25 protein-coding genes are annotated in these 26,644 nt (G+C 67.3%); 9 read left to right on the forward strand and 16 right to left on the reverse strand.

The annotated features are described in order from the left end of the window. Positions 1-77: 77 nt before the first annotated feature. Positions 78-1,010 carry an alpha/beta hydrolase gene (locus tag ACWMMN_RS22665; protein ID WP_174991256.1) on the reverse strand — a complete coding sequence of 311 codons (933 nt, stop codon included), beginning with the start codon at positions 1,008-1,010 and terminating at the stop codon, positions 78-80. Between the two features lie 61 nt (positions 1,011-1,071). Continuing rightward, positions 1,072-2,169: an OpgC domain-containing protein gene (locus tag ACWMMN_RS22670; RefSeq protein ID WP_059240968.1), complete on the reverse strand. Its 1,098-nt coding sequence runs from the start codon at positions 2,167-2,169 to the stop codon at positions 1,072-1,074. Between the two features lie 381 nt (positions 2,170-2,550). Here ACWMMN_RS22670 and ACWMMN_RS22675 point away from each other — a divergent pair, with 381 nt between their 5' ends. Next, a complete protein-coding gene (locus tag ACWMMN_RS22675; RefSeq protein WP_059240211.1) occupies positions 2,551-3,705 on the forward strand; it encodes a porin in 1,155 nt (384 codons plus the stop codon). Positions 3,706-3,756: 51 nt separating this feature from the next. Here ACWMMN_RS22675 and ACWMMN_RS22680 read toward each other — a convergent pair whose 3' ends face one another. After that, entirely contained in the window at positions 3,757-4,668 is a 912-nt protein-coding gene (locus ACWMMN_RS22680; protein WP_059240213.1) for a LysR family transcriptional regulator, read from the reverse strand. A 143-nt stretch (positions 4,669-4,811) separates the two neighbouring features. On the opposite strand from ACWMMN_RS22680, the gene ACWMMN_RS22685 reads away from it, so the two are divergent. Further along, positions 4,812-5,813 carry an aldo/keto reductase gene (locus ACWMMN_RS22685; protein ID WP_174991255.1) on the forward strand — a complete coding sequence of 334 codons (1,002 nt, stop codon included), beginning with the start codon at positions 4,812-4,814 and terminating at the stop codon, positions 5,811-5,813. A 133-nt stretch (positions 5,814-5,946) separates the two neighbouring features. Further along, positions 5,947-6,687 (forward strand): sulfite exporter TauE/SafE family protein, encoded by a 741-nt coding sequence (locus ACWMMN_RS22690; RefSeq protein ID WP_174991254.1) that lies wholly within the window; start codon positions 5,947-5,949, stop codon positions 6,685-6,687. Between the two features lie 103 nt (positions 6,688-6,790). On the opposite strand, the gene ACWMMN_RS22695 is transcribed toward ACWMMN_RS22690, so the two are convergent. Next, positions 6,791-8,962 (reverse strand): hypothetical protein, encoded by a 2,172-nt coding sequence (locus tag ACWMMN_RS22695; protein WP_486423977.1) that lies wholly within the window; start codon positions 8,960-8,962, stop codon positions 6,791-6,793. A gap of 217 nt (positions 8,963-9,179) precedes the next feature. Here ACWMMN_RS22695 and ACWMMN_RS22700 point away from each other — a divergent pair, with 217 nt between their 5' ends. After that, entirely contained in the window at positions 9,180-9,392 is a 213-nt protein-coding gene (locus ACWMMN_RS22700; RefSeq protein WP_174991252.1) for a hypothetical protein, read from the forward strand. Positions 9,393-9,460: 68 nt separating this feature from the next. Here the strand turns inward: ACWMMN_RS22700 and ACWMMN_RS22705 are convergent, their stop codons facing one another. Both ACWMMN_RS22705 and ACWMMN_RS22710 read right to left on the reverse strand, forming a co-directional pair. Beyond that, a complete protein-coding gene (locus ACWMMN_RS22705) occupies positions 9,461-9,847 on the reverse strand; it encodes an ester cyclase (protein ID WP_486423978.1) in 387 nt (128 codons plus the stop codon). Positions 9,848-9,882: 35 nt separating this feature from the next. Then, entirely contained in the window at positions 9,883-10,779 is an 897-nt protein-coding gene (locus ACWMMN_RS22710; RefSeq protein ID WP_059240225.1) for a LysR substrate-binding domain-containing protein, read from the reverse strand. A gap of 500 nt (positions 10,780-11,279) precedes the next feature. Here ACWMMN_RS22710 and ACWMMN_RS22715 point away from each other — a divergent pair, with 500 nt between their 5' ends. The 3 genes from ACWMMN_RS22715 (at position 11,280) to ACWMMN_RS22725 (ending at position 14,217) form a co-directional block, all read left to right on the forward strand. After that, on the forward strand, positions 11,280-12,125 hold the full coding sequence (locus ACWMMN_RS22715; RefSeq protein WP_256086251.1) for a peptidoglycan DD-metalloendopeptidase family protein: 846 nt from the start codon (positions 11,280-11,282) through the stop codon (positions 12,123-12,125). A gap of 212 nt (positions 12,126-12,337) precedes the next feature. Continuing rightward, on the forward strand, positions 12,338-13,237 hold the full coding sequence (bla, locus tag ACWMMN_RS22720) for a class A beta-lactamase (RefSeq protein ID WP_486423979.1): 900 nt from the start codon (positions 12,338-12,340) through the stop codon (positions 13,235-13,237). Positions 13,238-13,344: 107 nt separating this feature from the next. Then, entirely contained in the window at positions 13,345-14,217 is an 873-nt protein-coding gene (locus ACWMMN_RS22725; protein ID WP_059240232.1) for a LysR substrate-binding domain-containing protein, read from the forward strand. 36 nt (positions 14,218-14,253) lie between these two features. Here the strand turns inward: ACWMMN_RS22725 and ACWMMN_RS22730 are convergent, their stop codons facing one another. From ACWMMN_RS22730 to sapR, 9 genes are all read right to left on the reverse strand, one after another. Continuing rightward, complete coding sequence (locus ACWMMN_RS22730; protein ID WP_059240235.1) at positions 14,254-14,589, reverse strand: type 1 fimbrial protein; 336 nt, start codon at positions 14,587-14,589, stop codon at positions 14,254-14,256. 332 nt (positions 14,590-14,921) lie between these two features. Continuing rightward, a complete protein-coding gene (locus tag ACWMMN_RS22735; RefSeq protein WP_059240237.1) occupies positions 14,922-15,176 on the reverse strand; it encodes a GlsB/YeaQ/YmgE family stress response membrane protein in 255 nt (84 codons plus the stop codon). A gap of 126 nt (positions 15,177-15,302) precedes the next feature. Next, positions 15,303-16,079, reverse strand: a complete 777-nt coding sequence (locus ACWMMN_RS22740; protein WP_486423980.1) for an ABC transporter ATP-binding protein — start codon at positions 16,077-16,079, stop codon at positions 15,303-15,305. Next, complete coding sequence (locus tag ACWMMN_RS22745; RefSeq protein WP_059240241.1) at positions 16,076-16,990, reverse strand: ABC transporter ATP-binding protein; 915 nt, start codon at positions 16,988-16,990, stop codon at positions 16,076-16,078. The genes ACWMMN_RS22740 and ACWMMN_RS22745 overlap by 4 nt, the downstream gene beginning before the upstream one ends. A 1-nt stretch (position 16,991) precedes the next feature. Further along, positions 16,992-17,906 (reverse strand): nickel transporter permease, encoded by a 915-nt coding sequence (gene nikC, locus ACWMMN_RS22750; protein WP_059240243.1) that lies wholly within the window; start codon positions 17,904-17,906, stop codon positions 16,992-16,994. A 66-nt stretch (positions 17,907-17,972) separates the two neighbouring features. Continuing rightward, positions 17,973-19,043: an ABC transporter permease gene (locus tag ACWMMN_RS22755; protein ID WP_486423981.1), complete on the reverse strand. Its 1,071-nt coding sequence runs from the start codon at positions 19,041-19,043 to the stop codon at positions 17,973-17,975. A 10-nt stretch (positions 19,044-19,053) separates the two neighbouring features. Beyond that, on the reverse strand, positions 19,054-20,655 hold the full coding sequence (locus tag ACWMMN_RS22760) for an ABC transporter substrate-binding protein (protein ID WP_059240247.1): 1,602 nt from the start codon (positions 20,653-20,655) through the stop codon (positions 19,054-19,056). Positions 20,656-20,716: 61 nt separating this feature from the next. Beyond that, positions 20,717-21,280 (reverse strand): D-alanyl-D-alanine dipeptidase, encoded by a 564-nt coding sequence (gene ddpX, locus ACWMMN_RS22765; RefSeq protein ID WP_342705081.1) that lies wholly within the window; start codon positions 21,278-21,280, stop codon positions 20,717-20,719. Between the two features lie 27 nt (positions 21,281-21,307). Next, on the reverse strand, positions 21,308-22,195 hold the full coding sequence (sapR, locus tag ACWMMN_RS22770; RefSeq protein ID WP_342705080.1) for a sap1 transcriptional regulator SapR: 888 nt from the start codon (positions 22,193-22,195) through the stop codon (positions 21,308-21,310). A gap of 436 nt (positions 22,196-22,631) precedes the next feature. Here sapR and ACWMMN_RS22775 point away from each other — a divergent pair, with 436 nt between their 5' ends. After that, positions 22,632-23,888 (forward strand): oxalate decarboxylase family bicupin, encoded by a 1,257-nt coding sequence (locus ACWMMN_RS22775; RefSeq protein ID WP_174991243.1) that lies wholly within the window; start codon positions 22,632-22,634, stop codon positions 23,886-23,888. A 98-nt stretch (positions 23,889-23,986) separates the two neighbouring features. Then, positions 23,987-25,294, forward strand: coding sequence for an Nramp family divalent metal transporter (locus ACWMMN_RS22780; protein WP_059240254.1), 1,308 nt, complete (start codon positions 23,987-23,989; stop codon positions 25,292-25,294). Positions 25,295-25,312: 18 nt separating this feature from the next. Here ACWMMN_RS22780 and ACWMMN_RS22785 read toward each other — a convergent pair whose 3' ends face one another. Then, the gene (locus ACWMMN_RS22785; RefSeq protein ID WP_059240256.1) at positions 25,313-26,566 is read right to left on the reverse strand and encodes a hypothetical protein; all 1,254 of its coding nucleotides are present in this window, start codon (positions 26,564-26,566) and stop codon (positions 25,313-25,315) included. Positions 26,567-26,644: the final 78 nt, after the last annotated feature.

Raw genomic sequence — 26,644 nt, forward strand, 5'->3', positions numbered from 1 at the left:
CGCGCATGCCGCTCGACGGCTACCGGCCGGTGAGCGGCCCGCCAGACGAAAACGGGCGGCGCAACGCCCGCCTGCCGTCACTTCACGCACTCGAGCGCGTACTTCAACCCCTGCCCGAGCAGCCCGCGCCACACGTCCCACGTATGCCCGCCGTCGACGATGCGCAGCTCGGCCGGGTTCTGCGCGCGGCGCAGGTGCGTGTACAGCACGCTCGATTCGGCCTGGATCGTCAGGTCGTCGTCGCCGGCCGCGATGAACATCGGCACGCGCCAGCTGCGCGCGAAATAACCGCGCAGCAGCGCCGGGTAGTTGAGTTCGTGCCACACGCGCGAGTCGAACTGCCGGTCGCCGAACACGCCGACGTAGCGCGCGGCCGAATTGAGCGGCGGCTCGTTCGCATAGATCGCGGGGCTCAGCAGCATCGCGCCGCAGAACAGCCCCGGTTCGAGCAGCGAGAAGCGCAGCGCGCCGAAGCCACCCATCGACACGCCGCCGATCGCACGGCCCGCTCGCTGGTTCGACACCGCGAAGTGCGCCTCGACCTCGGGCAGCAGGTCGTTGAGGAACGCGCTCTGCATCTTCTCCTTGCGGTCGACGTACCAGTCGGTGCCACCCTGCGGCATCACGATCACGACGGGCGGAATCTCGCGGCGCTCGATCAGCGTATCGGCGGTCGCCTGCAGCCGGCCCTGCGTGACCCAGTCGTTCGCGTTGCCGGCATTGCCGTGCAGCAGGTACATCACCGGGTAGCGCGCGCCTTCCGGGTTGTAGCCGGGTGGCAGGTAGACCGTATACGACCAGTCGCGCTTCAGCGAGGCCGACCGGAACGTGCGCAGCACGACGCTGCTGCCCGGATTGACCGGCGGTTCCTGGATCGACGACGGCGTCGTCGCGGTCTGCACGGCCGGCGGCGGCGCGGGCTGGACCGGCGGCGCGGCCGGCGTGGCGCGGGCCGCGGCGATGGAGCCGGCGATCAGGGCGATGGCGAACGGAAGGGTGAGTCGGCGCATGGCGAAGCGTTTCAGGAGAGGCGCCGGCTATCGTAGCAGCGGCGCGTGACGGTGCGGCGCATCATCGCCGCGAACGGAACGGCAGCCGCGCGACGAGCGGCCCGTAGAGTTTGGCCACGAGGTACAGCAGGCCCATCGCGACGACGTCGGCGGTGAGGCCGAGCGGCACGTTGAGATAGCCTTCGGTCGCCTGGTAGAGCAGCGAATCGACCGCGAGCGAGATGCCGGTGCCCGCGACGAAGCACAGCAGCCCCTGCCGGCCGATCGTGCCGATCCACGGCATCGCGTGCGCGACCTTCTTCATCCAGCCGAGGTGCACGAGCTTGGCGGCGAGCCACGCGATCGCGAGGAAGTTCACGAGCCGCAGCGCGCCGAGGTTCTGCTTGATCGACGGATCGGTCGGGAACGGCTCGATGCGCAGCCGGTAGTACGCGCCGGCCGCGACGATCGCGAGCGACACGGCCGTCAGCAGCCAGCCTTGCGGCTTGGGTGCGAGCGTCTGGTAGACGGGCTGGCAGCGCGCGATCACGCCGAGCACGAACAGGAACTGCCACGCGAACGGATTGAAGTCCCACGGCGCGCCTTCGACGGTCGGCAGGAAGCGCGCGACGTGCGGCGCCGCGTACCACAGCGACCCGCTGAACGCGAGCATCAGCCACGGCTGCGTGCGTGCGAGCGGCAAGGCGAGCGGGACGAGCAGCGCGAAGAACGCGTACATCGGCAGCACCGACGCGAGATACGGCTGGCGGCGGAACAACAGGATGTCGCGCAGCGCGGCGAGCGGCTTGTGGAGCAGGCCGTCGAGATCGTTGGTCGGCATGTTCGGGCCGTCGATCGCGAACGCGTTCAGCGCGGCCGTGATCAGCAGCATCAGGCCGGCCGTCACGAGGAATGCGCGATAGATCTCGAACGCGCGCCGGATGAAGCGCTGGCGCGCGGCGGCCTCGTCGTGCCGCTCGGCGAGCGAGTTGTACGCGATGGCGGTCGCGAAGCCGCCGAGGAACACGAACACCTCGGCCGCATCGCACAGCGCATACGCGTGCAGCGTCACGCGCGACAGGATGCTGCCGCCGATGTGGTCGACGACGATGACGAGCAGCACGAGGCCGCGGAAGAAATCGAGTTCGGCGTAGCGGCCGGCCCGGGCAGGCGCGGTCATCGGATCGCGTCCCGGCGCGGGCCGCGGGCGCGGCCGGCCCATGCCGCGCATGAATCGGGGTGAAGCATGACTTCGTGAAGAAATGGCGAACGGATGCGCATTGTGCCACCGATGCGACACCGGCCGGGTTTACGCGGATGGCGGGCCGGCCCGCCGCTGCCGATAAGCCCGGTCAGGCTGTCGGCGCAACGGAGCAGTTGGACGAGCGCAACGCTTTGCGCGCGGTGATCAACCCCCGATGGACGGACGGTTTCCGACGTGACACCATTTTGTCCTCACGCGGCCGCACACCGCGTCGTCCGCCCTGCGGGCCACACATAGAACAGACCAAACATTCGCCGGGCGCTCGGCCTGCCCGGCCCTCGGCTCCGGAGATCCGTCATGAAGAAGCACGTCATTTTTGCCGCCGCGCTCGCTGCCTTCGCCGCGCCGGCCTTTGCCCAGAACAGCGTGACGCTGTACGGCCTGATCGACGAAGGCTTCAATTACACGAACAACGTCAACGTCAATGGGGTCGGAAAGACGAATTACCAGCTCGCGAGCGGTTATGCGCAGGGCAGCCGCTGGGGCCTGAAGGGCAGCGAGGATCTCGGCGGCGGGCTGAAGGCGATCTTCACGCTGGAAAACGGTTTCGACGTGAACAACGGCCGGCTCGGCCAGGGTGGCCGCATGTTCGGCCGCCAGGCGTTCGTCGGGCTGAGCCAGTCGCGCTTCGGCACGCTGACGTTCGGCCGCCAGTACGACTCCGTCGTCGACTATCTCGCGCCGCTGACCGCGAACGGCAACTGGGGCGGCACGCTGTTCTCGCACCCGTTCGACAACGACAACACGGACAACTCGTTCCGCGTCAACAACACGGTCAAGTACGCGAGCCCCGACTGGAACGGCCTGACGTTCGGCGGCACGTACAGCTTCAGCAACAGCACGGGCTTCTCGAACAACCGCCAGTACAGCATCGGCGCGCAGTATTCGCTGGCCGGGCTGCAGGTCGCCGCTGCATACCTGCAGGCGAACAACCCGGGCGTCGGCAGCGCGGGCGCGATCTCGGCCGACGACGCGAACTTCGTCGCCGATCGCCTGCGCATCTTCGGCGGCGGCGTGAACTATACGTTCGGCCCGGCGACGGTCGGCTTCGTCTACACGAAGACGGACGTGAAGAACCCGGTGTCGACCGTCTACCTGCCGGCGTCGACGTTCGCCGGCCTCGGGCTGACCGCGACCAAGTTCCAGAACTTCGAGATCAACGGCAAGTACCAGCTCACGCCCGATTTCTATCTCGGCGCGCAGTACGTGTACACGGACGGCAAGTTCGATGCCGCGGCCGGCTCGTTCAAACCGAAGTACCACACGGTCGGCCTGATGGCCGACTACAGCCTGTCGAAGCGCACCGACGTGTACCTGCAGGGCGCGTGGCAGAAGGTGGCCGGCGACAAGACGGGCACGGCGGCCGACGGCGGCTACGTCGTCGGGACGGACGGCCCGTCGGCGTCGTCGAACCAGTTCGCGGTGCGCGCCGCGATCCGCCACAAGTTCTGATCGTTTCGACCGGCCGGTGACCGGGGCCGGGCGCCCCGGCACCGGTCCGCGTCAGTCCGCCCGGTGCATGCCGCCGAGCGTTTCCGCGAGCCAGTCCACGAAGATCCGCACGCGCGGCGCCAGGTGCCGGCCGGTCGGGAACACCACCGATACGGGCAGCGGCCCCGCATTCCATTCCGGCAGCACCTCGACCAGCGCGCCGTCGGCGAGCAGCGGCGCGAGCCCGTCGCGCGGCGCCTGGATCAGCCCGAGGCCCGCGACGCAGCACGCGAGATACGCCTGCGAGCTGTTGACCGACACGACGCTGTGCATCTTCACCGTGTGCACGTCGCCCGAATCCATGTCCGCATATTCCCAGTCCAGCTCGCGGCCCGTGCGGCTCGAGAAATAGCCGACCGCGACGTGGTCCGGCAACTCGTCCGGCGAGCGCGGCGTGCCGTGGCGCGCCAGGTACGCGGGCGACGCGCAGTTGATCTGGGCCATCTCGCCGACGCGCCGCGCGACGAGCGACGTATCGGACAGCACGCCGACCCGCACCGCGCAGTCGATGCCGTCGGCGACGAGATCGACGAAGCGGTCGGTCGTGCTGATCACGACGCGCAGGTCGGGGTAGCGCGCATGGAAATCCGGTAGCGCCGGGATCACCTGGTTCAGCGCGAAACGCTCGGGCAGGTCGACGCGGATCACGCCGCGCGGCGACGTGCCGGCGTCCTCGAACAGCGTTTCCACATCGTCGAGATCGGCGAGCAGTCGCACGCAGCGCTCGTAGTAGGTCGCGCCTTCGGCGGTCAGCGCGACGCGCCGCGTCGTGCGTTGCAGCAGGCGGATCTTCAGGTGCTTTTCCAGATACTGGACCGCGTTGCTGACGGTCGGACGGGGGAGTTGCAGTTGCTCGGCCGCCTTCGTGAAGCTGCCGAGATGGGCGACGCGCGCGAAGATGCGCATTGCTTGCAGATGATCCATGCGGGCGAGAACCTTGGCAGTGATGGAAGACAGTCTCCATTGTTAATCAGCGTCGAATGGTTTGGTGGAACGTTTCGCGTTTATCGCGCGCGGCAAAGCGACCAGAATCCGCTCCATCCACTCACCACTCGAAGGAAACGGACATGGACACGCGTCAACTGGGCCGCACCGGCCCGCAGGTTTCGGCCATCGCACTCGGCTGCATGGGAATGTCGGACTTCTACGGGCCGGCCGACCGCGACGAAAGCATCGCGACGCTGCATGCGGCGCTCGACCACGGCATCACGATGCTCGACACCGGCGATTTCTACGGGATGGGCGACAACGAGATGCTGATCCGCGACGCGCTGCGCGGCCGGGCACGCGACCAGGTGCTGATCAGCGTGAAATTCGGCGCGCTGCGCGATCCGGCCGGCGGGTTTGCCGGCTATGACGCGCGGCCCGACGCGATCCGGAACTTCGTCGCGTATTCGCTGAAGCGGCTCGGCACCGACTACATCGACATCTACCGGCCGTCGCGCGTCGATCCGGCCGTGCCGATCGAGGACACGGTCGGCGCGATCGCCGATCTCGTGAAGGCCGGGTACGTGCGCCATGTCGGGCTGTCCGAAGCCAGCGCCGACACGATCCGCCGCGCGGCGGCCGTCGCACCGATCGCCGACTTGCAGATCGAGTATTCGCTGCTGTCGCGCGGGATCGAAGCCGACATCCTGCCGACCTGCCGCGCGCTCGGCATCGGCGTCACGGCCTACGGCGTGCTGTCGCGCGGGCTGCTCGGCGGGCGCTGGAGCGCGGCACGGCAGGGCGAGCGCGATTTCCGCGCGGCGAGCCCGCGCTTCCAGGGCGAGAACCTCGAGCACAACCTCGCGCTCGTCGATGCGCTGCGCACGATCGCCGACGAGAAGGGCAGCAATCCGGCGCAGGTCGCGATCGCGTGGGCGCTGTCGCGCGGCGCCGACATCGTGCCGCTGGTCGGCGCGCGCAAGCGCACGCAACTGCAGGATGGTTTGCTGGCGACTAAGTTGCAACTAACGGTCAATGATCTCGCCCGCATCGAAGCGGCGGTGCCCGCCGGGGCGGCTGCCGGCGAGCGCTATCCGGCCGCTCAAATGGCGCACCTCGACAGCGAGCAGGGACGGGGGTGATTCACGGGGCCGGATCGACGGGCCTGACAGGCCCGTCCGGCGGGCCCTAGCCAGCCTCAGGCAAAGCCAGATGGCGGGCAGCATGGCGGGGCGGCACCATCGGCGCCGTACTCAACCGGATGGAACCGCCTCCATGCAAATTCATACGCTGACGATCATCGTGCTGGTTTTCCTGCTGGCCGGCGCGGTCAAGGGCATGATCGGGCTCGGGCTGCCGACGATCGCGATGGGGCTGCTGACGCTCGCGATGCCGCCGTCGGCCGCGGCGAGCCTGCTGCTCGTACCGTCGTTCATCACCAACGTGTGGCAGTTGTGGCTCGGCCCGTCGTTCGGCCCGCTGCTGCGCCGGCTGTGGCCGCTGCTCGCCGGTCTCACGATCGGGACGCTGACGGGCGGGTTGCCCGCGCTCGCGGCCGGCAGTTCCTGGACGCACGCGGCGCTCGGCGTGGTGCTGATCCTGTACGGGCTGTGGGGGCTCGCTGCCGCGCGGCTGCCCGCGCCGGGGCGCCATGAAAAATGGCTGTCGGCCGTGGTCGGCTACCTGACGGGTGTCGTGACGGCCGCGACCGGCGTGTTCGTCGTGCCGGCCGTGCCGTACCTGCAGGCGCTGCGGCTGTCGAAGGACGACCTGATCCAGGCGCTCGGGCTGTCGTTCACCGCGTCGACGATCGTGCTCGGTTTGCAACTGCGCGTGACGGGCGCGCTGCAGACGGTCGATCTCGGCGTGTCGGCGCTCGCGCTCGTGCCGGCGCTGGCCGGGATGGTGGGCGGCCAGTATGCGCGGCGCGTGATGAGCGAGAAGGCGTTCAAGCGCTGCTTCTTCGTCGGGCTGATGGCGCTCGGCGCGTATATGGCGGTTTCGGGGTGGCTGTGAACGGGTATTCCGGGCGAGTGTGACGCCTGCCGGGTTGTGAAGCGCCCGAAGCCGGTTTCGGCAACCGGCTTCGGGCGCGTTCACGCGGCGTGGATCACACGGCTCAGGCCGGATCGGCGTACTTCAGCGTCCACCCGACCGTACGCGTCGCGCCCGCGCCGAGTGCGAACGGCTTCGTCGTGCACGCGAAGTTCGAATGCAGCTGGCCGATCGGCGTCGTCGACAGCGGGTTCGTCGTGCCGTTCGCCGTGTCGAAGGCGGACAGTGCGCAGGTGTCGAACCCGGACGCCGCATAGCCGGTCGCGGGGCTGTTCGCATAGGTGACCGATACGCCGTCGCCGTTGGCCTGCGTCGACGCGAAATCCGCGAACGACGTGAAGTCCGTCTCGACCGCGAGGTTGCCCGTGAGCGTGCCCGAACTCAGCGTATCGCTGCGTGTGACCGCGCCGTGCGCGAAGGTCAGCACCGTGTGTACCTGCAGGTCGAGATCCGTCGTGTAGGCCGCATTCTTCGAGGCGAGGCGGAACTTCGTCGTATCGAACGACACGACCACCTGGCCGTTGCTTTGCTGCACGCTCAGGTTCTTGTAGTACGTGACGGGAATGTAGCTCTTCGCGTTGTACGTGACCTGCGGCACCAGCAGCGCGTAGCCGAGGTCGGTCGTGCCGTAGATCAGCTTGTCGGAGAACGGCACCGGGTAGTACGGCGTGAACGAGTTGTAGTCGGGTGCCTGGCTCAGGTTCAGGTTGATCACGCGCCGGCCGTCGCGCACGGTGAGCAGCGCCGCGCTGTACGGGTGCGCGGCATCGGTCGGCTGGTTGTACCAGGTGAGCGTGTAGCGCGGCAGCGCGTCGAGCCATGCGCCGTAGTCCGCATCGGCCATCGGCGCCTTGCCGCCGAAGCCGAGCTTGTTCCACCACGCATTCACGTACAGGTACTGGTGCAGCAGGCTGAAGTTCTCGCCCATCACGCGCGGCTTGCCGCGATACGCGTCGGTGCCGCGGCCCTTGACCCACATGTTCACCGACGGCGTCGGCAGCGACGGGTCGTACCAGTACGTGTCGAAACGATGCGCGGCCTGGTAGATGAACGCATACGCAACCTGCTTCTCCTGGTCGGTCAGCACCCCCGCGTTGGCGGCGGCCGTCAGCACTTCCATGAACGCGGAATCGCCGTACGGGCCGATCGAGCGGCCGTAGTTGAAGCCCTGGCCGTTGGCGTTCAGCTGCGGCAGGATCAGGTCCACCGACTTGCGCAGATAGCCTTTCAGTTCGGGCGTGAGGTTCGCCACGTTGTCCATCTCAAACGTGCGCTCGACCACCTCTCCGATCAGCAGCGTGCTGTAGCGGTCGAAGCGCGCCTGGTCGTAGTAGGTCGTGTGCGTGTTCGACGCTTCGTCGGAGAAGCCGCCCGACGAATCGTTGCGGATGTGGTTCGTCAGCGTGTACAGCAGCGCGTCGCGCGCGCCCATCGTCGCCACGGACGGATCGGTCTTCGAGGCGAACGACGGGCTGCTCCAGCCGAGCTTCTGGCGCAGCCCGGCAATTCCGTAGGACACCGCATAGTAATTCTGCGCAGTGTTGAGCGATGCGATATCGATCGGCGTGCCGGCGGCCGGGCACGTACTGGTCTTGCCGCTCGCATCGGGGCCGAACATGTCGCAGAAGGTCAGGCGCTGCTGCAGCGTCGCGAGCATCGCGTCGCTGAAGACTTCGTTGAGCATCCCGTGCGCCTTCAGGTTGTTCAGTGCGACGAGATAGTAGTACTCGCCCCACGACGTGTTCGCATACGTGTAGTTGCTGCCCGACTGCGCCATCATCGCGGTCGTGATCGTCTGGTACGTCGCGAGGTAGCTTGCGTATTGCGGGTCGTTCTTCGACTTCATGTCGATCAGGATGTACGACAGGCCGAGCGCGAGCTTGCCGGGCAGGAATTTGTCGCCGGTATTCGTATCGAGCACGTGGACGGGCGTGCCGTCGCCGAGATCCATCACGACCTGCGTGAAGTCGGGCGATTTCCGGATCAGGTCGAACAGCGCGCGCATCTGGCCCATCATCGTGACCGGAATGCCGGTGCCGGCCGGCACGCTGGTGTCGGGCGCACCGTAGACGAGCGCCTGCAGCGAATTCGACGCGAGCGTGGGCGTCGACGGTGCGGGCGACGTAGGCGATGCCGCCGGCGTGTCGGTCACGTCGTTGCCGCCGCATGCGCTGACGAACAGGACGGAAAGGGCGCTGAACGCGGCGCCGAGCGCGAATCTGCTGCGCGGATGCATTGTGTCTCCAGTTTCGAATAGTGATGAAGGACGGGCGGATGTGGCCGTTGCCGCGCTCGATGCCCGTACCTGACCTCCGCCTTGCAACCCTGATCCCTGAAGGCGGACGGCCTGAATCACAACTCGAGCGGGCAAGCGTTCCCCCTGCACGGGCCGTGGCCGGCGTCGCGCTGAAGCATTGGAAAACGTTTTCCAAATTTAGGCATCGAGCGACGCGATGTCAACGAACTTTCACGCCGGATGCGCCGGTGAAAACCCGGATAGTGGGAATGGTGAAACGGGTATGCGGATCAAGATTGCACGGAAATCGCGCGGAATTCTCTCAATGAATGAGATGGCATCGCGCGGGATGCGGGTGCAGCTGCGGCAGGCAGCAAGACTGATTGGCGGCGCGCTTTCGAAGGATGACGAGAGAAAACGTTATCCATAAGGATCAGGCCGTATCAGGCCGGATATCGGTGCACCGGTCCGGGCCGGCAAGCGGTCGCTGCGACGGGGCTAAAGCTGTGCCTCGATCGCCGCCTTGTCGATCACCGACCAGACCTGACGGATCTTGCCTTCGTGAAACGCGTAGAACACGTTCTCGGCGAACCTGACCTTCCGGCCATCGACGGCGAGCCCCATGAACGTTCCCTGCGGCGAACAGGCGAAGCGCAGCCGGCAGGCGACGTGCGGCGCGTCGCACGCGAGCAGCCGGATCTCGAAGCGGAGATCGGGAATGTCGCGGTAGTCCTGTTCCAGCATCGCGCGATAACCGGCGAGGCCGAGCGGCCGGTCGTTGTGGATCACGTCGTCGGAGACATACTCGCCGAGCGCCGCCCAGTCCTGCCGGTTCAGGCAATCGATATACGCGCGATAGCGGGTGGCGAGATCGGTTTCGGTCATGGTCAGGTCTCCGTGTATCGACGATGCGGCGCGCGTTACGGCGACGTTGTCTCGCCGGACAAGAACGCGACGAATTCCCGCGTGTACTTCGGCAGCGTATCGAACGACCGCGCACAGAGCGTCAGTTTCCGGTGGCTCCACGCATCGGACAGCTCGACGAGCCGCACGTCCATCGTCTGCATCGCGCGCTCGGCCGCATGCCGCGACACGATGCCGATGCCCACGCCGCTCGCGATCACGCGGCAAATCGCGTCGAAGCTCTTCAACTGCACGCGGTATCGGATCCGCCTGCCGAGCGCGCGGGCCTGATCGGCGAGATGCACCTGCAATGCGCTGCCGTCGGTGAGGCCGATGAAGTCTTCGCCGGCGATGTCGTCGAACGCGACGGTGTCGTGCGCCGCGAGCGGATGCGTGGCCGGGACGACGACGATCAGCCAGTCCTCGCGGAACGGCTTCTGTTCGAGCCCGCCGAGCCCGACCGAATCGGCGACGATGCCGATCTCGGCCGTCTTGTTGCGGAGCGCATGCACGATCTCCTGGCTCGAGCGCTCCTCGACGCTGATCGACAGCTTCGGATGGTGCGGCAGGTAGTCGGCCAGTGCGTCGGGCAGGTATTCGCTCAGCGACGCCGTGTTGCACAGCAGCCGGATATGGCCGCGCAGCCCCTGGCCGTATTGCTGCAGTTCACCGCGCATGTGGTCGATCTGCTGCAGCACGGTGCGCGCGTGGTGTTCGAGCGCGCGGCCCGCGTCGGTTGCCTGCGCGCCGGACTTGGTCCGGTGCAGCAGCGGCACGCCGAGCTCGTCTTCCATGCCGCGAATGCGTTCGCTCGCGGCCTGCAGCGTGATGTGCGTGCGCTCGGCGCCGCTCGTGATCGTGCCGGCTTCGCAGATGTTCAGGAAGAGCCGCAGGTCGGTCAGGTCGAAGCGCATGATGGGCAGGGGGCGATGGCGGTGGAATGGCCGATAAGTTAGCAGGAACCGCCGCCCGGGTCTCAGGCGCAGCCTGAGACCCGATTCGCCGGTTCCGCATTTCAGGGGCGCGATCGATGGCCGATCATGGACGCACATCAACCGGGGAGCCCGTCATGCAGATCGATTCGTCGTGGGGCGTGTCGTTCAAGATCGCGCTGCATCTGCTGTTCCTGTGCATCGGCGTCGCGTGGGCCTGTTCCGAATTCGTCGGATGGTTGCGTTGAGTGCGGCCTCGCGCCTATTGAAACAAATCTGTCATAGTTTTCAGCGACGAAAATTCTTCCGCCTTCCTGCAAAAAGACCATCAAGTTTTTCTGAATCGGACCGTATTACCGGTATCGAATGCCGGCCGGCATCCGGTTCGTGATCGTTTGTCATCATTGTTTGCATCCGGTTACACGTCGGCCGATCCGTTTTTGAGATGCTTGAAAGATTGTCAAACCGGAGTCGGATCGTCCATGAAAACGCGCGAGATTTACCGCAATGCGGCGCGGCTGTCGGGCCTGGCCGCCGTGCTCGTCATGGCCGGTTGTGCAAGCACGCAGTCCGTTCCGCCGAGCGATACGCTGGCGGGACAGCCGTCCGATTCGAGCCAGCCTGCTGCGCCGTCGGCAAACACTATGCCGCCGGCGCCGATTCTCGTCGCGCAGAAGTACGTCGTGAAGCGCGGCGATTCGCTGACGGGCATCGCGTCAGCGAACAACTGCAGCGTGGCCGACCTGCGCACCTGGAACAAGCTGGCCCCGAACGGCAGGCTGCGGATGGGGCAGGTGCTGCGCATCGTCAAGCAGCAGCCGCTGCCGCCGGCCGGCGCGGCAGGCACGCAAACTGCCGCGGGCAATGGGGCCGCAGGTAGCCAGGCCGCTTCACAGACCACCGCATCGAGCACGAACGATCGCCAGGTCGTCAAGGAAACGAAGCGTCATGCGGGCGGCGTCGCGCTCAAGTGGCCGGCCAACGGCAAGATCGTCGACGGCTTCCGGCCGGGGCAGAACCGCGGCATCCAGATCGCCGGCCGGCCGGGCGACCCGGTCCGCGCCGCGGCCGACGGCCGCGTGATGTACGCGGGCACCGGCCTGAACGATTACGGCAGCCTGATCATCGTCCAGCACAACGCGGATTTCCTGACTGCCTATGCGCACAACCGCAAGCTGCTCGTGAAGACGGGCGACATCGTGCGCCAGGGCGACGAGATCGCCGAGATGGGCGACCTCGACAACTCGCGCGTCGCGCTGCTGTTCGAGGTGCGGCGCGACGGCAAGCCGGTGAATCCGATGCCGTACCTGCCGTCGTCGCAAGGGTGACGCAGGGCCGTTTTGCTGGAACGTGGCGGCGGTCGCTGCTACGCTAGGGTCTGTTCATGCGCGTCCCGCGCTTCATGCGGGGCCGACGGGCGTCTTTCGGGGATGCGCGGCGAAGGCCGTCGCGGGCCGGCCGTCGGCGTGAACGGGGGCGCTTCGCCGATGCGCGCCCGCGTTGCTTCGTGCCACCGTTTCCGACCGAACACATCTTATCCATGGAACACTCTCCGACACGCCGCTCGCTGTTGCTTGCCGCCGTTGCCGCGCCGTTCGTCGCCGCCTGCACGTCCACACCGGTCGCCGACCAGGGGCGCGCCCATGCCGCCCAGGCCGAACTGGCCGCGCTCGAAAAGGCGTCGAACGGGCGGCTCGGCGTCGCCGCGCTCGATACGTCGAACGGCGTGCGCATCGCTCATCACGCGCGCGAACGCTTCCCGCTGTGCGGCACGTATGCGGTCATGGCGGCCGCCGCGATGCTCGCGCGCGGTTCGCTCGACGCGTCGCTGCTGCCGCGCCGTATCCTCTACCGCCGTTATGAAATCGTGGCGGGCTCACCGGTCACGGAAAGCCACGTCGACACGGGCCTGACGATCGCGCAGCTGTGCGAGGCGATGCTGCAAGCGGGCGACAAGGGCGCGGGCAACCTGCTGATGGGCGTGCTCGGCGGCCCGCAGGCCGTCACGGCGTTCGCGCGCGAGAGCGGCGATACGACGTTCCGCCTCGATCGCTGGGAACCCGAACTGAACCAGGCCGCGCCCGGCGACGAACGCGACACGTCGACGCCGGTCGCGATGGTCGACACGCTGCAGCGGCTGCTGCTCGGCAAGACACTGCAAGAGCCGCAGCGCACGCAGCTGACGGAATGGATGGCCGGCGGCGCGCGCGGCGCGACCGGCATCGCGGCGGGGGTGCCGCCGGGCTGGCGCGTCGCTGACAAGGCCGGCACGGGCGGCTACGGCACGACGACCGATATCGCGGTGCTGTGGCCGCCGTCGCGTGCGCCGATCGTGATGGCCGTGTCGTTCACGCAGCAGCAGGCCGATGCGGCGGTTCGCGCGGACGTCGTCGCATCGGCAGCGCGCATCGCGGCGGGTGCACTGGCCGCGACGGCCTGAGCGCCCGGCGTCTCGCGCAAAGCCGGCGTTTGGCTTATCGTGTCGGTCAGCGCGCGCCGGCGTCGGCGCGCGGTCCTTCCGCGCCGTTTCCCTGTATCCCGTTCGCCATGCGCCGACTTCCGCCCCTGCACGCGCTGCAGATCTTCTCGACGGTGGCTCGCCACCGCAGCTTCACGCGTGCGGCCGAGCAGCTGTGCATCACGCAGGGCGCGGTGAGCCGGCAGATCCAGACGCTCGAGGCGCATTACGGATTTCCGCTGTTCAAGCGGCATGCGAAGGGGCTCACGCTGACGGCGGAGGGCGAGCAACTGCTGCCGGTCGTGAACGAGAGCTTCGCGCGGATCGAGGACATCTCGATGCGGCTGACGCGACAGCGTACCGATCTCGCGCTGAAGGTGCCGACCTGCGTGATGCGCTGGATGCTGCCGCGCATCATGCGCTTCCAGGGCGAGCATCCCGATCTGCATGTGCAGATCACGACCACGTGGCAGCACGTCGTCGATTTCTCGACCGAGCCGTTCGATGCGGCGATCGTCTACGGGACGTCGCCGGGCCCGGGCGTCGTCGCGCTGCCGCTGTTCGACGAGCGGCTGACAGCCGTCTGCGCGCCCGAGCTACGTCAGGCGGCGCCGCTCGACGCGCTCGGCGATCTCGCGCGTCATACGCTGCTGCATCCGACGCGCGACCATCGCGACTGGCGTGCATGGCTCGATCACGCGGGCGAGCGCAGCGTCGATCCCGCGCGCGGGCCGACGTTCGACACGCTCGATCTCGCGACGAATGCGGCGATGCAGGGCTTCGGCATTGCGATCGGCGACGTGACGCTCGTCGACGACGACGTCAGCGCACGCCGGCTCGAACGGCCGTTCGACATCGTGCTCGAGACGGGCGCACGCTACTTCTTCGTCTACCCCGAAAACCTCGGCAGCCAGCAGAAGATCCGCGCGTTCAGCGACTGGATCGCGCGCCATCGCGACTGACGCGCGGCCTCGGCGACGGGCGTGCGGCAGCGGGCTCTACTGGTAGGTCACGACGGCGATCATCGGGGCATGATCGCTGCCCGGACGGTCAGGTAAAACGATTGCGCGCGAGGCCTGAGTAAAGGTCGTGGTCTTGATCGTGCGCAGGCTGGCCGCGTCGACGAACGCGACTTGTCCGCTCGCAGGACGCGGGCAGTCGGGGCGCACGTGCGGACGGGCGATATCGGCCGTGTCGAGTGCGAACGAGCAGGGCGGCTCGACGATCATGCCGGAGAAGTGAATGATGCCGGACGTGCCGCCGGCAAAGGACGAGGACGAGGCCAGAAGCGTGGCAGCCAGGGCGAACGAGGCGGCGAACAGGCGATGCTTCATGACAGGCTCCAGAGAGGAAGCGCGTCGCAGCGGGGCCGCTCGGGTGGCAGTCCGTCTAACGCTGCGATGCTATATGCGTAAACGGCAAAACCATCGGACCTCTTGAATCAAGAAATGGAAATAAAGGCAATAAGCAAATGACTGCGGATTGCTTCAACCAATGTAGGCCGGATCTGCGCAACCGCAAGTCGGGAAAATGCCGGGCGGGATAGGATCGCAGGACGAACGGTCGCCGAGTCCGTTGCGCAGGCAACGGCTCTGGCGCCGCCCGGAAAGCAAAACGGCCGCTCGTGACGAGCGGCCGTTTTGCATTGGAACGATGCGTGCGGTGTTCAGCCCGCGCGCTTGCGAATCGCACCAACGACAACGAGCAGCACGATCGCGCCGATGATCGATGCGATCCAGCCTGCGCCCTGGCCCGGCGCATACCAGCCGGCGGCCCGGCCGACGTAGCCGGCGACCAGCGAGCCGACGATGCCGAGCACGGTGGTCATCAGGATGCCCATCTTGTCGTCGCCGGGCTTGAGCGCGCGGGCGAGGAGGCCGACGATGAGCCCGACGACCAGGGTTTCGATGAATTGCAGCATGAACGCCTCCCTATTGCTGTGCTGTTGACGAAAGGAAGTTGACCCGTGCGGCGCACAAGGGTTCCATGCGGCGGCAAGCCGGCGCGTGGCGTGCCGAGTATCGCACGCCGGCGCGTCGCGCAGATGTCACGCCGCCGGCGCGCCGGCCACCGGGTCGAGGCGGCGGTAGCCTTCGGTCGCATTCAGCAGCGTGCGCGTGTAGTCGCGTGCGACTTGCCCCGCGCGCACGTCCTCGATCCGGAGCTGCTCGACGATCTCGCCGTGCTGCATCACCGCGACGCGCTGGCACAGGAAACCGATCACCGCGAGGTTGTGGCTGACGAGAATCATCGTCAGGCTGCGTTCGCGATGCAGGCGGCGCAGCAGGTTCAGGATCTCGGCCTGCACCGACACGTCGAGCGCGGACGTCGGCTCGTCGAGCAGCAGCACCCGCGGTTCGACGATCAGTGCGCGGGCGATCGCGACGCGCTGCCGCTGGCCGCCCGACAACTGGTGCGGATAGCGGAAGCGGAACGCGGGCCCGAGGCCGACCTCGGCCAGCGCGCGGGCGATGCGTGCATCGGCGTCGCCGATCGCATGGATCGACAGCGGCTCGCGCAGCGTCTGGTCGACCGTGAAGCGCGGATGCAGCGACGCGTACGGATCCTGGAACACCATCTGCACGTGGCGGCGGAACGCGCAATCGGGCGTGCCGCCGACCGGCCTTCCATCGATCGACAGGCTGCCGGATGCGAGCGGCACGAGGCCCGTCAGCGCGCGCAGCAGCGTCGACTTGCCGGAGCCCGATTCGCCGACGAGCCCGAACACTTCGCCGTCGCGCACGGCAAAGCTCGCGTCGCGCACGGCGTCGACGTGACCCGTGCGGGTCGGGAAACGGATCGATGCGTGATCGACGTCGATCATCGTGCGGCCTCCTGTCGGTCGGCGGGCGTGACGGCAGGCTGCAGGGGCTCGAGCCACGCGGGGTCGCGCCGCAGCACCGGCAGTTCGTCCGGCGGGTTCGCGAGCGGCGGGTTCGCCGCGAGCAGCCCGCGCGTATAAGGATGCGACGCGTCGCGCAGGTCGCGCGCGGCGCAGGTTTCGACCACGCGGCCCGCATACATCACCGCGACGCGGTCGCAGAACGACATCACGAGCGGCAGGTCGTGGCTGATGAACATCAGGCCGGTGTTGTGCCGCGCGATCATCGCGTCGAGCACCGCGAGCACCTGCATCGACACCGCGACGTCGAGCGCGGACGTCGGCTCGTCGGCGATCAGCAGGCGCGGGCCGGTCGACACCATCATCGCGATCATCACGCGCTGGCCCATGCCGCCCGACAGCTCGTGCGGATACGCGTCTGCGACGCGCGCCGGGTCGCGGATCTGCACGGCCGACAGCGCATCGACGATCCGTTCGCGCAGCGCGCGGCCGCGCAGCCCGGGCTCGTGCAGCCGGAACGCCTCGCCCATCTGCTTCGCGACCGTCATCACCGGGTTCAGCGAATATTTCGGGTCCTGCAGGATCATGCCCATCTGGCTGCCGCACAGCCGCCGGCGGTCGCGCGGCGACATCGCGAGCAGGTCGTGGCCCGCGAAGCGCATCGTGCGCGCCGACCAGCGCGCGGCGTCAGGCAGCAGGCCGAGCAGCGCACGGCCCGTCAGCGATTTGCCGGAGCCCGATTCGCCGACGATGCCGAGCCGCTCGCCCGGCGCGAGCGTCAGCGACAGGTCGCGCACGGCGTCGGTGACGACGCCGTCATGGCCGCGAAAGCCGATCTTCAGCCCGTCGATCTCGCAGAGCGGCGTGGGCGCGGTGGTGGAATGCATCGGCATGTCACGCTCCATGACGGGGATCGAAGACGTCGCGCAACCCGTCGCCGAGCAGGTTGAACGCGAGGCTCACGAGCAGGATCGCGATGCCGGGCAGCGTCGCGACCCACCATGCGTCGAGCAGCACGTTGCGGCCCGACGCGACCATGAAGCCCCACTCGGGGCTCGGCGGCTGCGCGCCGAGGCCGAGAAAGCCGAGGCCTGCGACGGTCAGGATGATGCCGGCCATGTCGAGTGTCGCGCGCACGATCACCGACGACATGCACAGCGGCATGATGTAGCGCAGCAGGATGCGCGGGCCCGACGCACCCTGCAGCCGCGCGGCGTGGATGTAATCGGCCTGGGCGATGCGGATCGTCTCCGCGCGTGCGAGCCGCGCATACGCGGGCCACGCGGTGATCGAGATCGCGACGACCGCGTTGATGACGCCCGGCCCGAGCGCGGCCGCGAATGCGAGCGCGAGCACGATCTTCGGGAACGCGAGCGCGATGTCGGTGATGCGCATCAGCACGCTGTCGACGAAGCCGCCGCAATAGCCGGCCGTGGTGCCGATCAAGAGGCCGATCGGCACCACGATCACGACGACGAGCAGCGCGATGCCGAGCGTCAGGCGCGAACCGGCGATCAGCCGCGAGAGGATGTCGCGGCCGAGCTGGTCGGTGCCGAACCAGTGCGACGGCGAGCCGGGCGGCAGCAGCCGGTCGGACAGGACCTGGCGCAGCGGGTCGTGCGGCATGATCAGCGGGCCGACGATCGCAACGGCGATCAGCGCGACGAGGATCGCGAGCCCGAACAGGTTGAGCGGATTCGTGGCGAACCGGCGCCAGCGTCGGTAGGCAAGGCCGAGTGCGGCCTGCGAGCGCGACGCGGGCGCATCGGACAGCAGCCACGCGCGCAGTGTGAGGCGCTCGGCGTTCATGATTGGACGACCTTCGGCATCGGCGATGAAAGAAGCGGGGTGGAAGCGGTCATGTCGGGGCGGCCCTCAGCGCGCACGCGGATCGAACACGCGGTACAGCGCGTCGGTCAGCAGGTTGACGGTGATGAACATCGCGCCGATCACGAGCGTCGCGCCGAGCACCGCGCTCATGTCGGCGTTCAGCAGCGCGCCCGTGAGGTACGAGCCGAGCCCCGGCCACGCGAACACGATCTCGGTCAGCACCGAGCCTTCGAGCAGGTTGCTGTACGTGAGCGCGATCACGGTGAGCAGCGGCACCATGATGTTGCCGAACGCATGCCGCCAGATCACGCGCCGCTCGGACAAGCCCTTCGCGCGCGCGGTGACGATGTATTCCTGGCTCCACTGGTCGAGCATGAACGAGCGCGTCATCCGGCTCAGGTACGCGACCGAGTAGTAGCCGAGGATCGCGGCCGGCAGCGCGATGTGCGATACCGCGTTGCGGAACACGTCCCACTCGCCCGCGAGCGCCGAGTCGATCAGCAGGCTGCCGGTGCGCGGGTCGACCATCCCGTCGTACACGGGGTCGAGCCGGCCCGGCCCGCCGACCCAGTGCAACCGCGCGTAGAACAGCAGCAGGCCCATCAGCCCGAGCCAGAACACCGGCACCGAATTGCCGATCAGCCCGACGAAGCGCGCGATGTGATCGATCGGCCGGTTGTGCTTCACGGCGGCCGCGACGCCGAGCGGCACGCCGATCGCGATGCCGATCAGGGTTGCGATCGTCGCGAGTTCGAGCGTGGCCGGAAACACGCGCTTGATGTCGTCGAGCACCGGGTTCGCGGTCAGCAGCGACACGCCGAGATTGCCGTGCAGCACGTCGCGCACGTAGATCAGGAATTGCGTGACGAGCGGCTTGTCGAGCCCGAGCGCGATGCGTTCGGCCGCGTACGCCTCGGCCGACGCGCGATCGCCGAGGATCGCGAGCACGGGATCGATCGGCACCTTGCGGCCGATCACGAACGTCAGCGCGAGCAGCCCCGCGAACGTGACGGCGAGCGTGAGCGCCCAGCGCAGCCCGCGCAGTGCCCAGCGCACGGCCGGGCGCCGCGCGGGCAGCGTGCGCAGTGCTTCGAGGGAGGAGGCGGGAGTCGACATGCGGCGAATCTTATTGCTTCTTCAGGTTGCGGTACGACACGAGATCGTTGATCGGCCCGACTTCGAGCCCGCTCACGCCGGGCCGCGTCGCGACCTGCGCGACTTTCTCGAACATGATCACGAACGGCGAGCGCGCGAGCACTTCCTTCTGCATCGTCTGATACAGCTGCGCGCGTTTCGCGGCGGTCGGTTCGGCGAGCGCGGTGTCGGTTTCCTTCGTCAGTTGCGGGATGTCCCAGCTGTTGCGCCAGGCCAGCATTTTATAGCTCGACTTGTCGGCGTTGTCCGGATTCCATGCGAAACCCTGCGCGTTGCTGTGCGGATCGATGTAGTCGGCCGACCATTCGCCGATGTAGATGTCGTGCTGGCGCGCGCGGTACTTCGCGAGCGTCTGCTTGTTGTCGCCGGGGATCAATTGCACCTTGATGCCGGCCTGCGCGAAGTTCGCCTGCACGGCCTGCGCGATTTCCGTGTACGGATAGTCGTTGCGCACGTCCATCGTCACCGAAAAGCCGTTCGGCACGCCGGCTTTCGCGAGCAGCGCCTTCGCCTTCGCGACGTCGAGCTTGTACGGGTTCGCGTTCAGCGTGCCGAGGAAGCCTTCGGGCAGGAAGGTCTGGTGCACCTTGTAGGTCGTCTTCACGACGTTGCCCTGGATGCCCGCATAGTCGACGAGCCATTTCAGCGCGTCCTGCACGTCGGGTTTCGCGAGCGTCGGGTTCTTCGTGTTCAGGCCGAGATACAGCAGCGTGGCCTGCGGCGAGGCCGACACCTTCGCCTTGCCGGATTTCACGACCGACGCCAGATCGTCGGGGCTCAGGTCGCGCGCCGCGTCGACGTCGCCGTTTTCCAGCAGCAGGCGCTGGCTCGCGGCTTCGGGCACGTGGCGCAGCACGATGCGCTTCATCGCGAGCGGCAGCCGGTAGCCGTCGAAGCGCTGCAGCACGATGCTGTCGCCGGCCGTCCACTTGACCAGCTTGTACGCGCCGGAACCGGCTTCGTTGGTCTTCAGCCACGCATTGCCGAAGTCGGTGCCTTGCTGATGCGACAGCAGCAGCTTCCTGTCCAGCACCGACGCGGGCCACGAGCCGAGCACGTTCAGCACGAAGGTCGGCGCGTACTTGCGGTCGGTCGTGACCGACACCGTCTGGTCGTCGAGCTTCTTCACGCTCGCCGCGACGTTGGCCTTCGTGAGGCCGATGCCGGTCAGCACGGCGGCCGGCCCTTTGTCGAGCAGCACCGCGCGCTGGATCGACCAGGCGACGTCGTCGGCCGTCAGCGGGTTGCCCGAGTGGAACTTGAGGCCGGGGCGCAGCTTGAACGTATAGGTCAGGCCGTCGGGGCTCACCGTCCACGACTGCGCGACATCGCCGTTGAATTTCGACGGATCGCGCAGGTCGACGCGCACGAGCCGGTCGTAGGTATTCGCGACGTATTCCTCCGGCACCAGTTCGTAGATCTCGCCCGGATCGAGCGTCGTGAATTCGTCGAGCAGCGTGGCCATCACGAACAGGTCCTTCGGCGTTTCCGCGCGCGCGGCGGAAAGCGGGACGGCGGCGAGAACGGATGCGGCGGCCAGCGCCGCGACGAGCCGGGATGTCAGGGGTTTCATCTGCGCTCCATGTGTCGTTGAAGTCGTCGAACGTGAACGGTGAGGGGAATGCGTATGGCCATCACATCAGGCGCCACGGGCCGCTTGCCGCGTTGTCGATCTGCGGCAACGCGTGTGAGCCGGGCAGTTCGTAGTGCCACCACTCGTCGTCGACGTGTGCGAAGCCGGCCGCGTGCATCACGCCGAGCAGCAGCAGGCGGTTGCGCTGCACGGCTTCGGGCAGCCCCGCGTGGAAGTGGCCGGATGCGGCGACCATCTCGTCGAAGCCGGTGCCCATGTCGAGCGGTTCGCCATTCGCATCGACGAGCGTCAGGTCGAGCGCGGTGCCGCGGCTGTGATTCGAGCCGCCGCCGGGATCGGCGATGAAGTCTGGGTCGGGCAGGAAATCCCACAGCACCAGCTGCGCTTGCGGCGGCCGGTACGCGTCGTAGATGCACAGCGTGAAGCCGGCTTGCGCGGCGACGCTCACCGCGCGGCGCAGTGCGGCTTCGGCCGGCGCCAGCAGCAGGCAGTGCGCGCGACGATAGATCTGCTTGCCGGTCAGGTTGCGATCGGTCGCGTAGACGAGATCGATGTCGACGTGATGCGTGGCGGGCGTGATTTCGACGAGGTGGTGGTCGTTCATCGGCGGTTCGGGTTCGGTCGGGCTCGCTCAGGATTCGAATTGGTCGAACGTGTGCTGCAGTTCGCGGTTACGCGCGACGCGCCGGTCGATCGCGGGGCCGAGGCGGTCGACCACGGCCGTGATCAGCAGGTTGAACAGGCAGGTGAGCGGCGCGAGCGAATCCCAGAACTGGCCGACGTCGGTCTTTACCTGCAGCAGGTCGGCCGGCCAGTCGCGCGCCCACGGGCACGACAGGTCGGTGACCAGCGCGTACGGCTGCCCGCGCTCGGCGGCCGCCTGGCAATAGCGGCGCGCGCTGCGCGAATATGCGCGCGTATCGGTGACGATGCAGTACGGCCGCTCGAATTCGGAGTTCAGCGAATCGACGTACGAGCCCGACTGGCCGTCGGAATAGAACACGCGAGGGCGCAGGTATTCGAGGTAGCTGCTGAATGCGTTGCTGATGCCGCGCGTCGACTGGATGCCGAGGATGAATACCGCGTCGGCCTGCGCGATCCGGTCGGCGACCTGCGCGAACACCGGGCCTTCGGCGAGCCGGTACACGTGGCGGATCGCGTCGAGTTCACGCTCGAGCGACGACGCGAGCGTGCCGTCGTTGCCGTCGCTATTGCCGTTGCGTTCGGCCGGCGGCGTGCCGGCGACGCGGCGGTACTCGTCGAGCCGGTCGGTGATCATCCACGGACGGTCGCCGCCGCCGCGCAGTTCGCGTTTCAGGTCGTCGAGATTGCGATAGCCGACGCTGCGCAGGAAGCGCCCGACCGAGATGCCGCTGGTGCCGGCCTGCTGCGCGATCTGGTCGGCCGTCTCGAGCCCGAGCCGGTCGAGGTTCGCGAGCATGTAGCTCGCGATGCGCTTGGCGGTCGGCGTCAGCTCGGCATAGCGGGATTCGACGGTATGGGCGAACGCGCAGGTCATCGGCTGTTAGATCGTTGTCGTCGAATGAGCGAATGTCATCCATCTAACAAAACCAAAATCATTCGCGCCAGCGGATAAAAACTATGGTGTGAGGATAGGTGATAGGGGCGGGTGGCCGCCGGGCCGGTGGAGAACGGCAACTTTTGTGTTCCGGCGAGCATGGCGCGCCGATTTGATCAGTCGTGCGAATCAATGGCGTTGCATCGGCGCGCATGTTTCGATCTTCCGTCGCTATCGCTCATCCTCCCGCTGCAACGCAATAATTACAAAATTAAAGTAAATCAGATTAAATCATTAATTCAGGTTAATAATTCATTTAATTTTTGTGATGATTTGGATTTAACTTGAGTCACGGGATCCTTGATTTTCGATAATCGAAAAACGGCAGGTATTCCGTAATGGAAGTGTTCAAGGTTGCAGGAATGAAGAGGAAACCATGACGAATCTTTCTCGACGCAAAATGCTGGCAGGTACGGCCGGCGCCATTGCTGCGGCAGGCATCGCGGTGTCGGCCAAGGCCGCCTCGTTCGGTAATCCGGACCGCCCGCCGGAAGGTGCGGTGAATGCACTCAATCGCCAGAGCGTGACCGACCCGGGTCCTAAAAATCCGGCCATCGCCAATCAATTTCCGTCCTTTCAAAATCCGCCGGCCACCGATATCAACGGGATGCCGTTATTCTGGGCGTCGTTCAATAATGCGCATAAACGCATCCAGAATGGCGGCTGGGCGCGCGAAGTCACGCAGGATGATTTTGCGATTTCCGAAACCATCTCCGGCGTCAACATGCGCCTGACGCGCGGCGGCATTCGCGAGATGCACTGGCACCAGCAGGCCGAGTGGGCGATCATGCTCGACGGCCGCTGCCGGATCACGGTGCTCGACGAGTTGGGGCGGCCGTCGGTGCAGGACGTCAAGACCGGCGATCTCTGGTATTTCCCGCCCGGCCTGCCGCATTCGCTGCAGGGCCTCGGCACCGACGGCGCCGAATTCCTGCTCGCGTTCGATAACGGCCGCGCATCGGAATTCAACACGCTGCTGCTGACCGACTGGATCGCGCATACGCCGCCCGACGTGCTCGCACTCAACTTCGGCGTGCCGGCCGATGCGTTCAGGAACGTTCCGCTCGACAACCTGTGGATCTTCCAGGGCGACGAACCGGGCCCGCTCGCGGAAGCGCAGCGCGCGTCGGCTGCGTCGGCCGGGGCGCCGCCGCATCCGTTCATCTTCTCGCTCGGCGACATGAAGCCCGTCAGGAAGACGCGCGGCGGCGAAGTGCGGATCGCGGACAGCACCAACTTCAACGTGTCGACGACCGTCGCGGCGGCGCTCGTCACCGTGCACCCGGGCGGCATGCGCGAGCTGCACTGGCACCCGAACGCGGACGAATGGCAGTACTACCTGCAGGGCGAAGCGCGGATGACCGTGTTCGACACGGGGCCGAAGGCGCAGACGGCCGACTTCCGCGCGGGCGACGTCGGCTACGTGAAGAAGAGTCTCGGGCACTACGTGCAGAACACCGGCCAGACCGATCTCGTGTTCCTCGAGATCTTCAAGACCGACCGCTACGCGGAGGTGTCGCTGTCCGACTGGCTCGCGCATACGCCGCCGAAGCTCGTCGAAGCGCATCTGAACGTCGCGCCCGACGTGATCGCGCAGTTTCCGCGCAATCGTCCCGACGTCGTGCCGCTGTAACGCGGTATGCGCAGTGCAGCGCCGCGACCGGCAGGCGGCATGCCGGCCGCGGCGCCCGCTCCCGAATCGGTCTTCCTCATTCGAACGGAAACTCCACCATGCTTCCCGTCCCGAGCAAACCTGCCGGCGGCCTCGTGCTGCCGGGCCCGTCTCCCGAGCGTATCGACGGCGCGACGCGTGCCGCGCTGGAAGGGCGCCGCACCGGCGTCGCCGCGCTGCTGCCGTTCGTCGGCCCGGCCGTGATCGCGTCGATCGGCTATATGGATCCCGGCAACTTCGCGACCAACATCCAGGCCGGCGCCGCGTACGGCTACCGGCTGCTGTGGGTCGTGCTGGCCGCGAACACGATCGCGATGCTGTTCCAGGCGATGTCCGCGAAGCTCGGCATCGTGACCGGCCGCAATCTGGCCGAGCTGTGCCGCGACCGTTTCCCCGCGCCCGTCGTGTGGAGCATGTGGATCGCGTCCGAGATCGCCGCGATGGCGACCGATCTTGCCGAATTCCTCGGCGGCGCGCTCGCGTTCGGGCTGTTGTGCCACCTGTCGCTGTTCGCGGGGATGATCGCGACGGCGCTGGCGACCTGCGCGATCCTCGCGCTCGAAAAGCGCGGCTTCCGGCCGCTGGAGGCCGCGATCGCGGCGCTGGTCGGCGTGATCGGCGCGTGCTATCTCGGCGAACTGTTGATCGCGCCGCAGGACTGGCACGCGGCCGCGTTCCATCTGGTCGTCCCGCAGATTCCGGATCACGCGGCGCTGACGATCGCGGTCGGGATCATCGGCGCGACGATCATGCCGCACACGCTGTACCTGCATTCGGGGCTCACGCAGGATCGCACCGCGCCGCGCGACGACGCGGAGCGGCGGCGACTCGTGCGGTTCTCGAACCGCGAGGTCGTCGTGGCGCTCGGGTTGGCCGGATTCGTGAATCTCGCGATGGTGATGATGGCGTCGTCGGCGTTCCATCTGAGTGCGCCGGGCATGACCGATATCGGCGATGCGTATCACACGCTGATCCCGGTGCTCGGTCCGGCGGCCGGCGCGCTGTTTCTCGTCGCGCTGCTGACGTCGGGCGTATCGAGTTCGGTGGTCGGCACGATGGCCGGGCAGGTCGTGATGCAGGGCTTCATCCACCGCCGCATGTCGGTCTGGGTGCGGCGCGCGGTGACGATCGCGCCCGCATTCGCGGTGGTCGCGCTCGGCTGCGACGTCACCCGTGCGATGGTCGCGAGCCAGGTCGTGCTGAGCTTCGTGCTGCCGATGCCGATGATCGCGCTGCTGATGCTGTCGGCGCGCGCGGACGTGATGGGCGCTTACGCGATGCGGATGCCGCTGCGGATCGTCGCCGGCGCGGCGACGGTCGTGATCGTCGGGTTGAATGCCTACCTGGTGTGGGCGGCATTCGGTTGACCGGCAGCGGCCCGGTGCCTACTGCTGCATGTCCGGCGCTTCGCGCAGCCGCCAGATCGCGTTGCACTGCTGGCCGCCGAGGCTCGTCGAGCGCAGCGTGATGACGGCGCCGGCCGCTACCTGATACGAGAAATGCGCCATCAGTTCGGTGCCCTTGCGCTGGGCCTGCCCGTCGACCCGCACTTCGCACTGCAGCGGTGACGGTGAGCCGGACGGGTGCGTGACGTAGACGTTCAGCCGCGCGATGTCGCGGGTCGCGGTGAATACCGCTTCGTGGTTTCCGCTGCCGACGAGCATCGTGCCGCCCGGTTCGTCGATCGCCTGCAGGTACGCGCCCGCGCTGGCCTCGATCGCTGCGGACGACACGGCCAGCCCGGCCGATTGCACGTAGTCCGCCGCGGCGATGCGTGCGGCGACGGCGTCGGACGGTGCCGGTGTGCCGTCCGACAGCGCGAACGGCGTGCCGTCGCGCAGCGCGGCGTCGATGTGGTTCGTGTAGTAGCGCCACCGGTCGAGGAAGCGGATATCGCCGGTCATGTGCAGTGCGCGGATCGGTTCGCCCTGATACCGGAGCGTCGTCTTGCCGCTGCCCGCATCGAACGATTCGTGAATGCCGTACTTGCTGACGAAGTTCTGGACCGGGTCGAGCAGCGTCGTTTCGCCTTGCGCGCTCCACAGATGCAGGAAGGTCGTATCGATGCCGAAGCATTCCTGGAAATCGGTACCGATGCGGGCCATGCAGTCGCGCAGGTGATCGGCATAACGCGCCCAGGCATCGGCCGTTCCGGCCACGAGCCCGGCCTGCAGCGCGCCGCCGTGGCGTGCGTTGACTTCATCGACGACGAGACGCCAGTGATGGTCGCGCCGCTCGCCGATCAGCGGCGTGACGACGAACGTGCAGAACAGCGGGTCGGGGCACACATGGATCCGGTCATCGCCGATCTGCGAGAACAGGTCGAATTGTGGCGCGCAGAACCAGATATCGGCGTCGTACAGCGCGAGCTTGCGGATCTGCGGATGGCGCGCGCAATATTCGGCGGCCTCGATGAAGCGGCCGACCGGCAGCGCATACGCGTCCGACGCGTCGATCACGTCGACCGACTGACTGGCGAGGATCTGCCGCTTGCGTTCGGACAGCCCGTAGCCGATCACGGCGATCCGCCCGTCGTAGCCGGTCTGTCGCAGCGACAGCAGGAACGGCACGAGCATTTCATACCACGCGCGGTTGTTGTCGTTGATCGCGACGCAGACTGCGTGCTCGCTCGAATGCATGTTGTTTCCCCGTTACGTGTGCCCGGCGCGGCGCCGGCCATTGTAGATCGCGGCCGTCGCACGGCGCAGCGCCGGCGT

The sequence above is a fragment of the Burkholderia cepacia complex sp. TUM26381 genome (assembly GCF_057439935.1).

What these genes read in the sequence shown, in the direction of transcription:
- ACWMMN_RS22710 (WP_059240225.1), bottom strand. Translation starts at nt 10,779, where the DNA reads ATGCGCTTCGACCTGACCGACCTGCGGCTCTTCCTGAACATCTGCGAA.
- nikC (WP_059240243.1), bottom strand. Translation starts at nt 17,906, where the DNA reads ATGAACGCCGAGCGCCTCACACTGCGCGCGTGGCTGCTGTCCGATGCG.
- ACWMMN_RS22690 (WP_174991254.1), top strand. Translation starts at nt 5,947, where the DNA reads ATGCAAATTCATACGCTGACGATCATCGTGCTGGTTTTCCTGCTGGCC.
- ACWMMN_RS22670 (WP_059240968.1), bottom strand. Translation starts at nt 2,169, where the DNA reads ATGACCGCGCCTGCCCGGGCCGGCCGCTACGCCGAACTCGATTTCTTC.
- ACWMMN_RS22760 (WP_059240247.1), bottom strand. Translation starts at nt 20,655, where the DNA reads ATGAAACCCCTGACATCCCGGCTCGTCGCGGCGCTGGCCGCCGCATCC.
- ACWMMN_RS22740 (WP_486423980.1), bottom strand. Translation starts at nt 16,079, where the DNA reads ATGATCGACGTCGATCACGCATCGATCCGTTTCCCGACCCGCACGGGT.
- ACWMMN_RS22715 (WP_256086251.1), top strand. Translation starts at nt 11,280, where the DNA reads ATGAAAACGCGCGAGATTTACCGCAATGCGGCGCGGCTGTCGGGCCTG.
- ACWMMN_RS22785 (WP_059240256.1), bottom strand. Translation starts at nt 26,566, where the DNA reads ATGCATTCGAGCGAGCACGCAGTCTGCGTCGCGATCAACGACAACAAC.
- ACWMMN_RS22730 (WP_059240235.1), bottom strand. Translation starts at nt 14,589, where the DNA reads ATGAAGCATCGCCTGTTCGCCGCCTCGTTCGCCCTGGCTGCCACGCTT.
- ACWMMN_RS22755 (WP_486423981.1), bottom strand. Translation starts at nt 19,043, where the DNA reads ATGTCGACTCCCGCCTCCTCCCTCGAAGCACTGCGCACGCTGCCCGCG.
- ACWMMN_RS22775 (WP_174991243.1), top strand. Translation starts at nt 22,632, where the DNA reads ATGACGAATCTTTCTCGACGCAAAATGCTGGCAGGTACGGCCGGCGCC.
- ACWMMN_RS22695 (WP_486423977.1), bottom strand. Translation starts at nt 8,962, where the DNA reads ATGCATCCGCGCAGCAGATTCGCGCTCGGCGCCGCGTTCAGCGCCCTT.
- ACWMMN_RS22680 (WP_059240213.1), bottom strand. Translation starts at nt 4,668, where the DNA reads ATGGATCATCTGCAAGCAATGCGCATCTTCGCGCGCGTCGCCCATCTC.
- bla (WP_486423979.1), top strand. Translation starts at nt 12,338, where the DNA reads ATGGAACACTCTCCGACACGCCGCTCGCTGTTGCTTGCCGCCGTTGCC.
- ACWMMN_RS22735 (WP_059240237.1), bottom strand. Translation starts at nt 15,176, where the DNA reads ATGCTGCAATTCATCGAAACCCTGGTCGTCGGGCTCATCGTCGGCCTC.
- ddpX (WP_342705081.1), bottom strand. Translation starts at nt 21,280, where the DNA reads ATGAACGACCACCACCTCGTCGAAATCACGCCCGCCACGCATCACGTC.
- ACWMMN_RS22705 (WP_486423978.1), bottom strand. Translation starts at nt 9,847, where the DNA reads ATGACCGAAACCGATCTCGCCACCCGCTATCGCGCGTATATCGATTGC.
- ACWMMN_RS22675 (WP_059240211.1), top strand. Translation starts at nt 2,551, where the DNA reads ATGAAGAAGCACGTCATTTTTGCCGCCGCGCTCGCTGCCTTCGCCGCG.
- ACWMMN_RS22685 (WP_174991255.1), top strand. Translation starts at nt 4,812, where the DNA reads ATGGACACGCGTCAACTGGGCCGCACCGGCCCGCAGGTTTCGGCCATC.
- ACWMMN_RS22745 (WP_059240241.1), bottom strand. Translation starts at nt 16,990, where the DNA reads ATGCCGATGCATTCCACCACCGCGCCCACGCCGCTCTGCGAGATCGAC.
- ACWMMN_RS22700 (WP_174991252.1), top strand. Translation starts at nt 9,180, where the DNA reads ATGTCAACGAACTTTCACGCCGGATGCGCCGGTGAAAACCCGGATAGT.
- ACWMMN_RS22780 (WP_059240254.1), top strand. Translation starts at nt 23,987, where the DNA reads ATGCTTCCCGTCCCGAGCAAACCTGCCGGCGGCCTCGTGCTGCCGGGC.
- ACWMMN_RS22665 (WP_174991256.1), bottom strand. Translation starts at nt 1,010, where the DNA reads ATGCGCCGACTCACCCTTCCGTTCGCCATCGCCCTGATCGCCGGCTCC.
- sapR (WP_342705080.1), bottom strand. Translation starts at nt 22,195, where the DNA reads ATGACCTGCGCGTTCGCCCATACCGTCGAATCCCGCTATGCCGAGCTG.
- ACWMMN_RS22725 (WP_059240232.1), top strand. Translation starts at nt 13,345, where the DNA reads ATGCGCCGACTTCCGCCCCTGCACGCGCTGCAGATCTTCTCGACGGTG.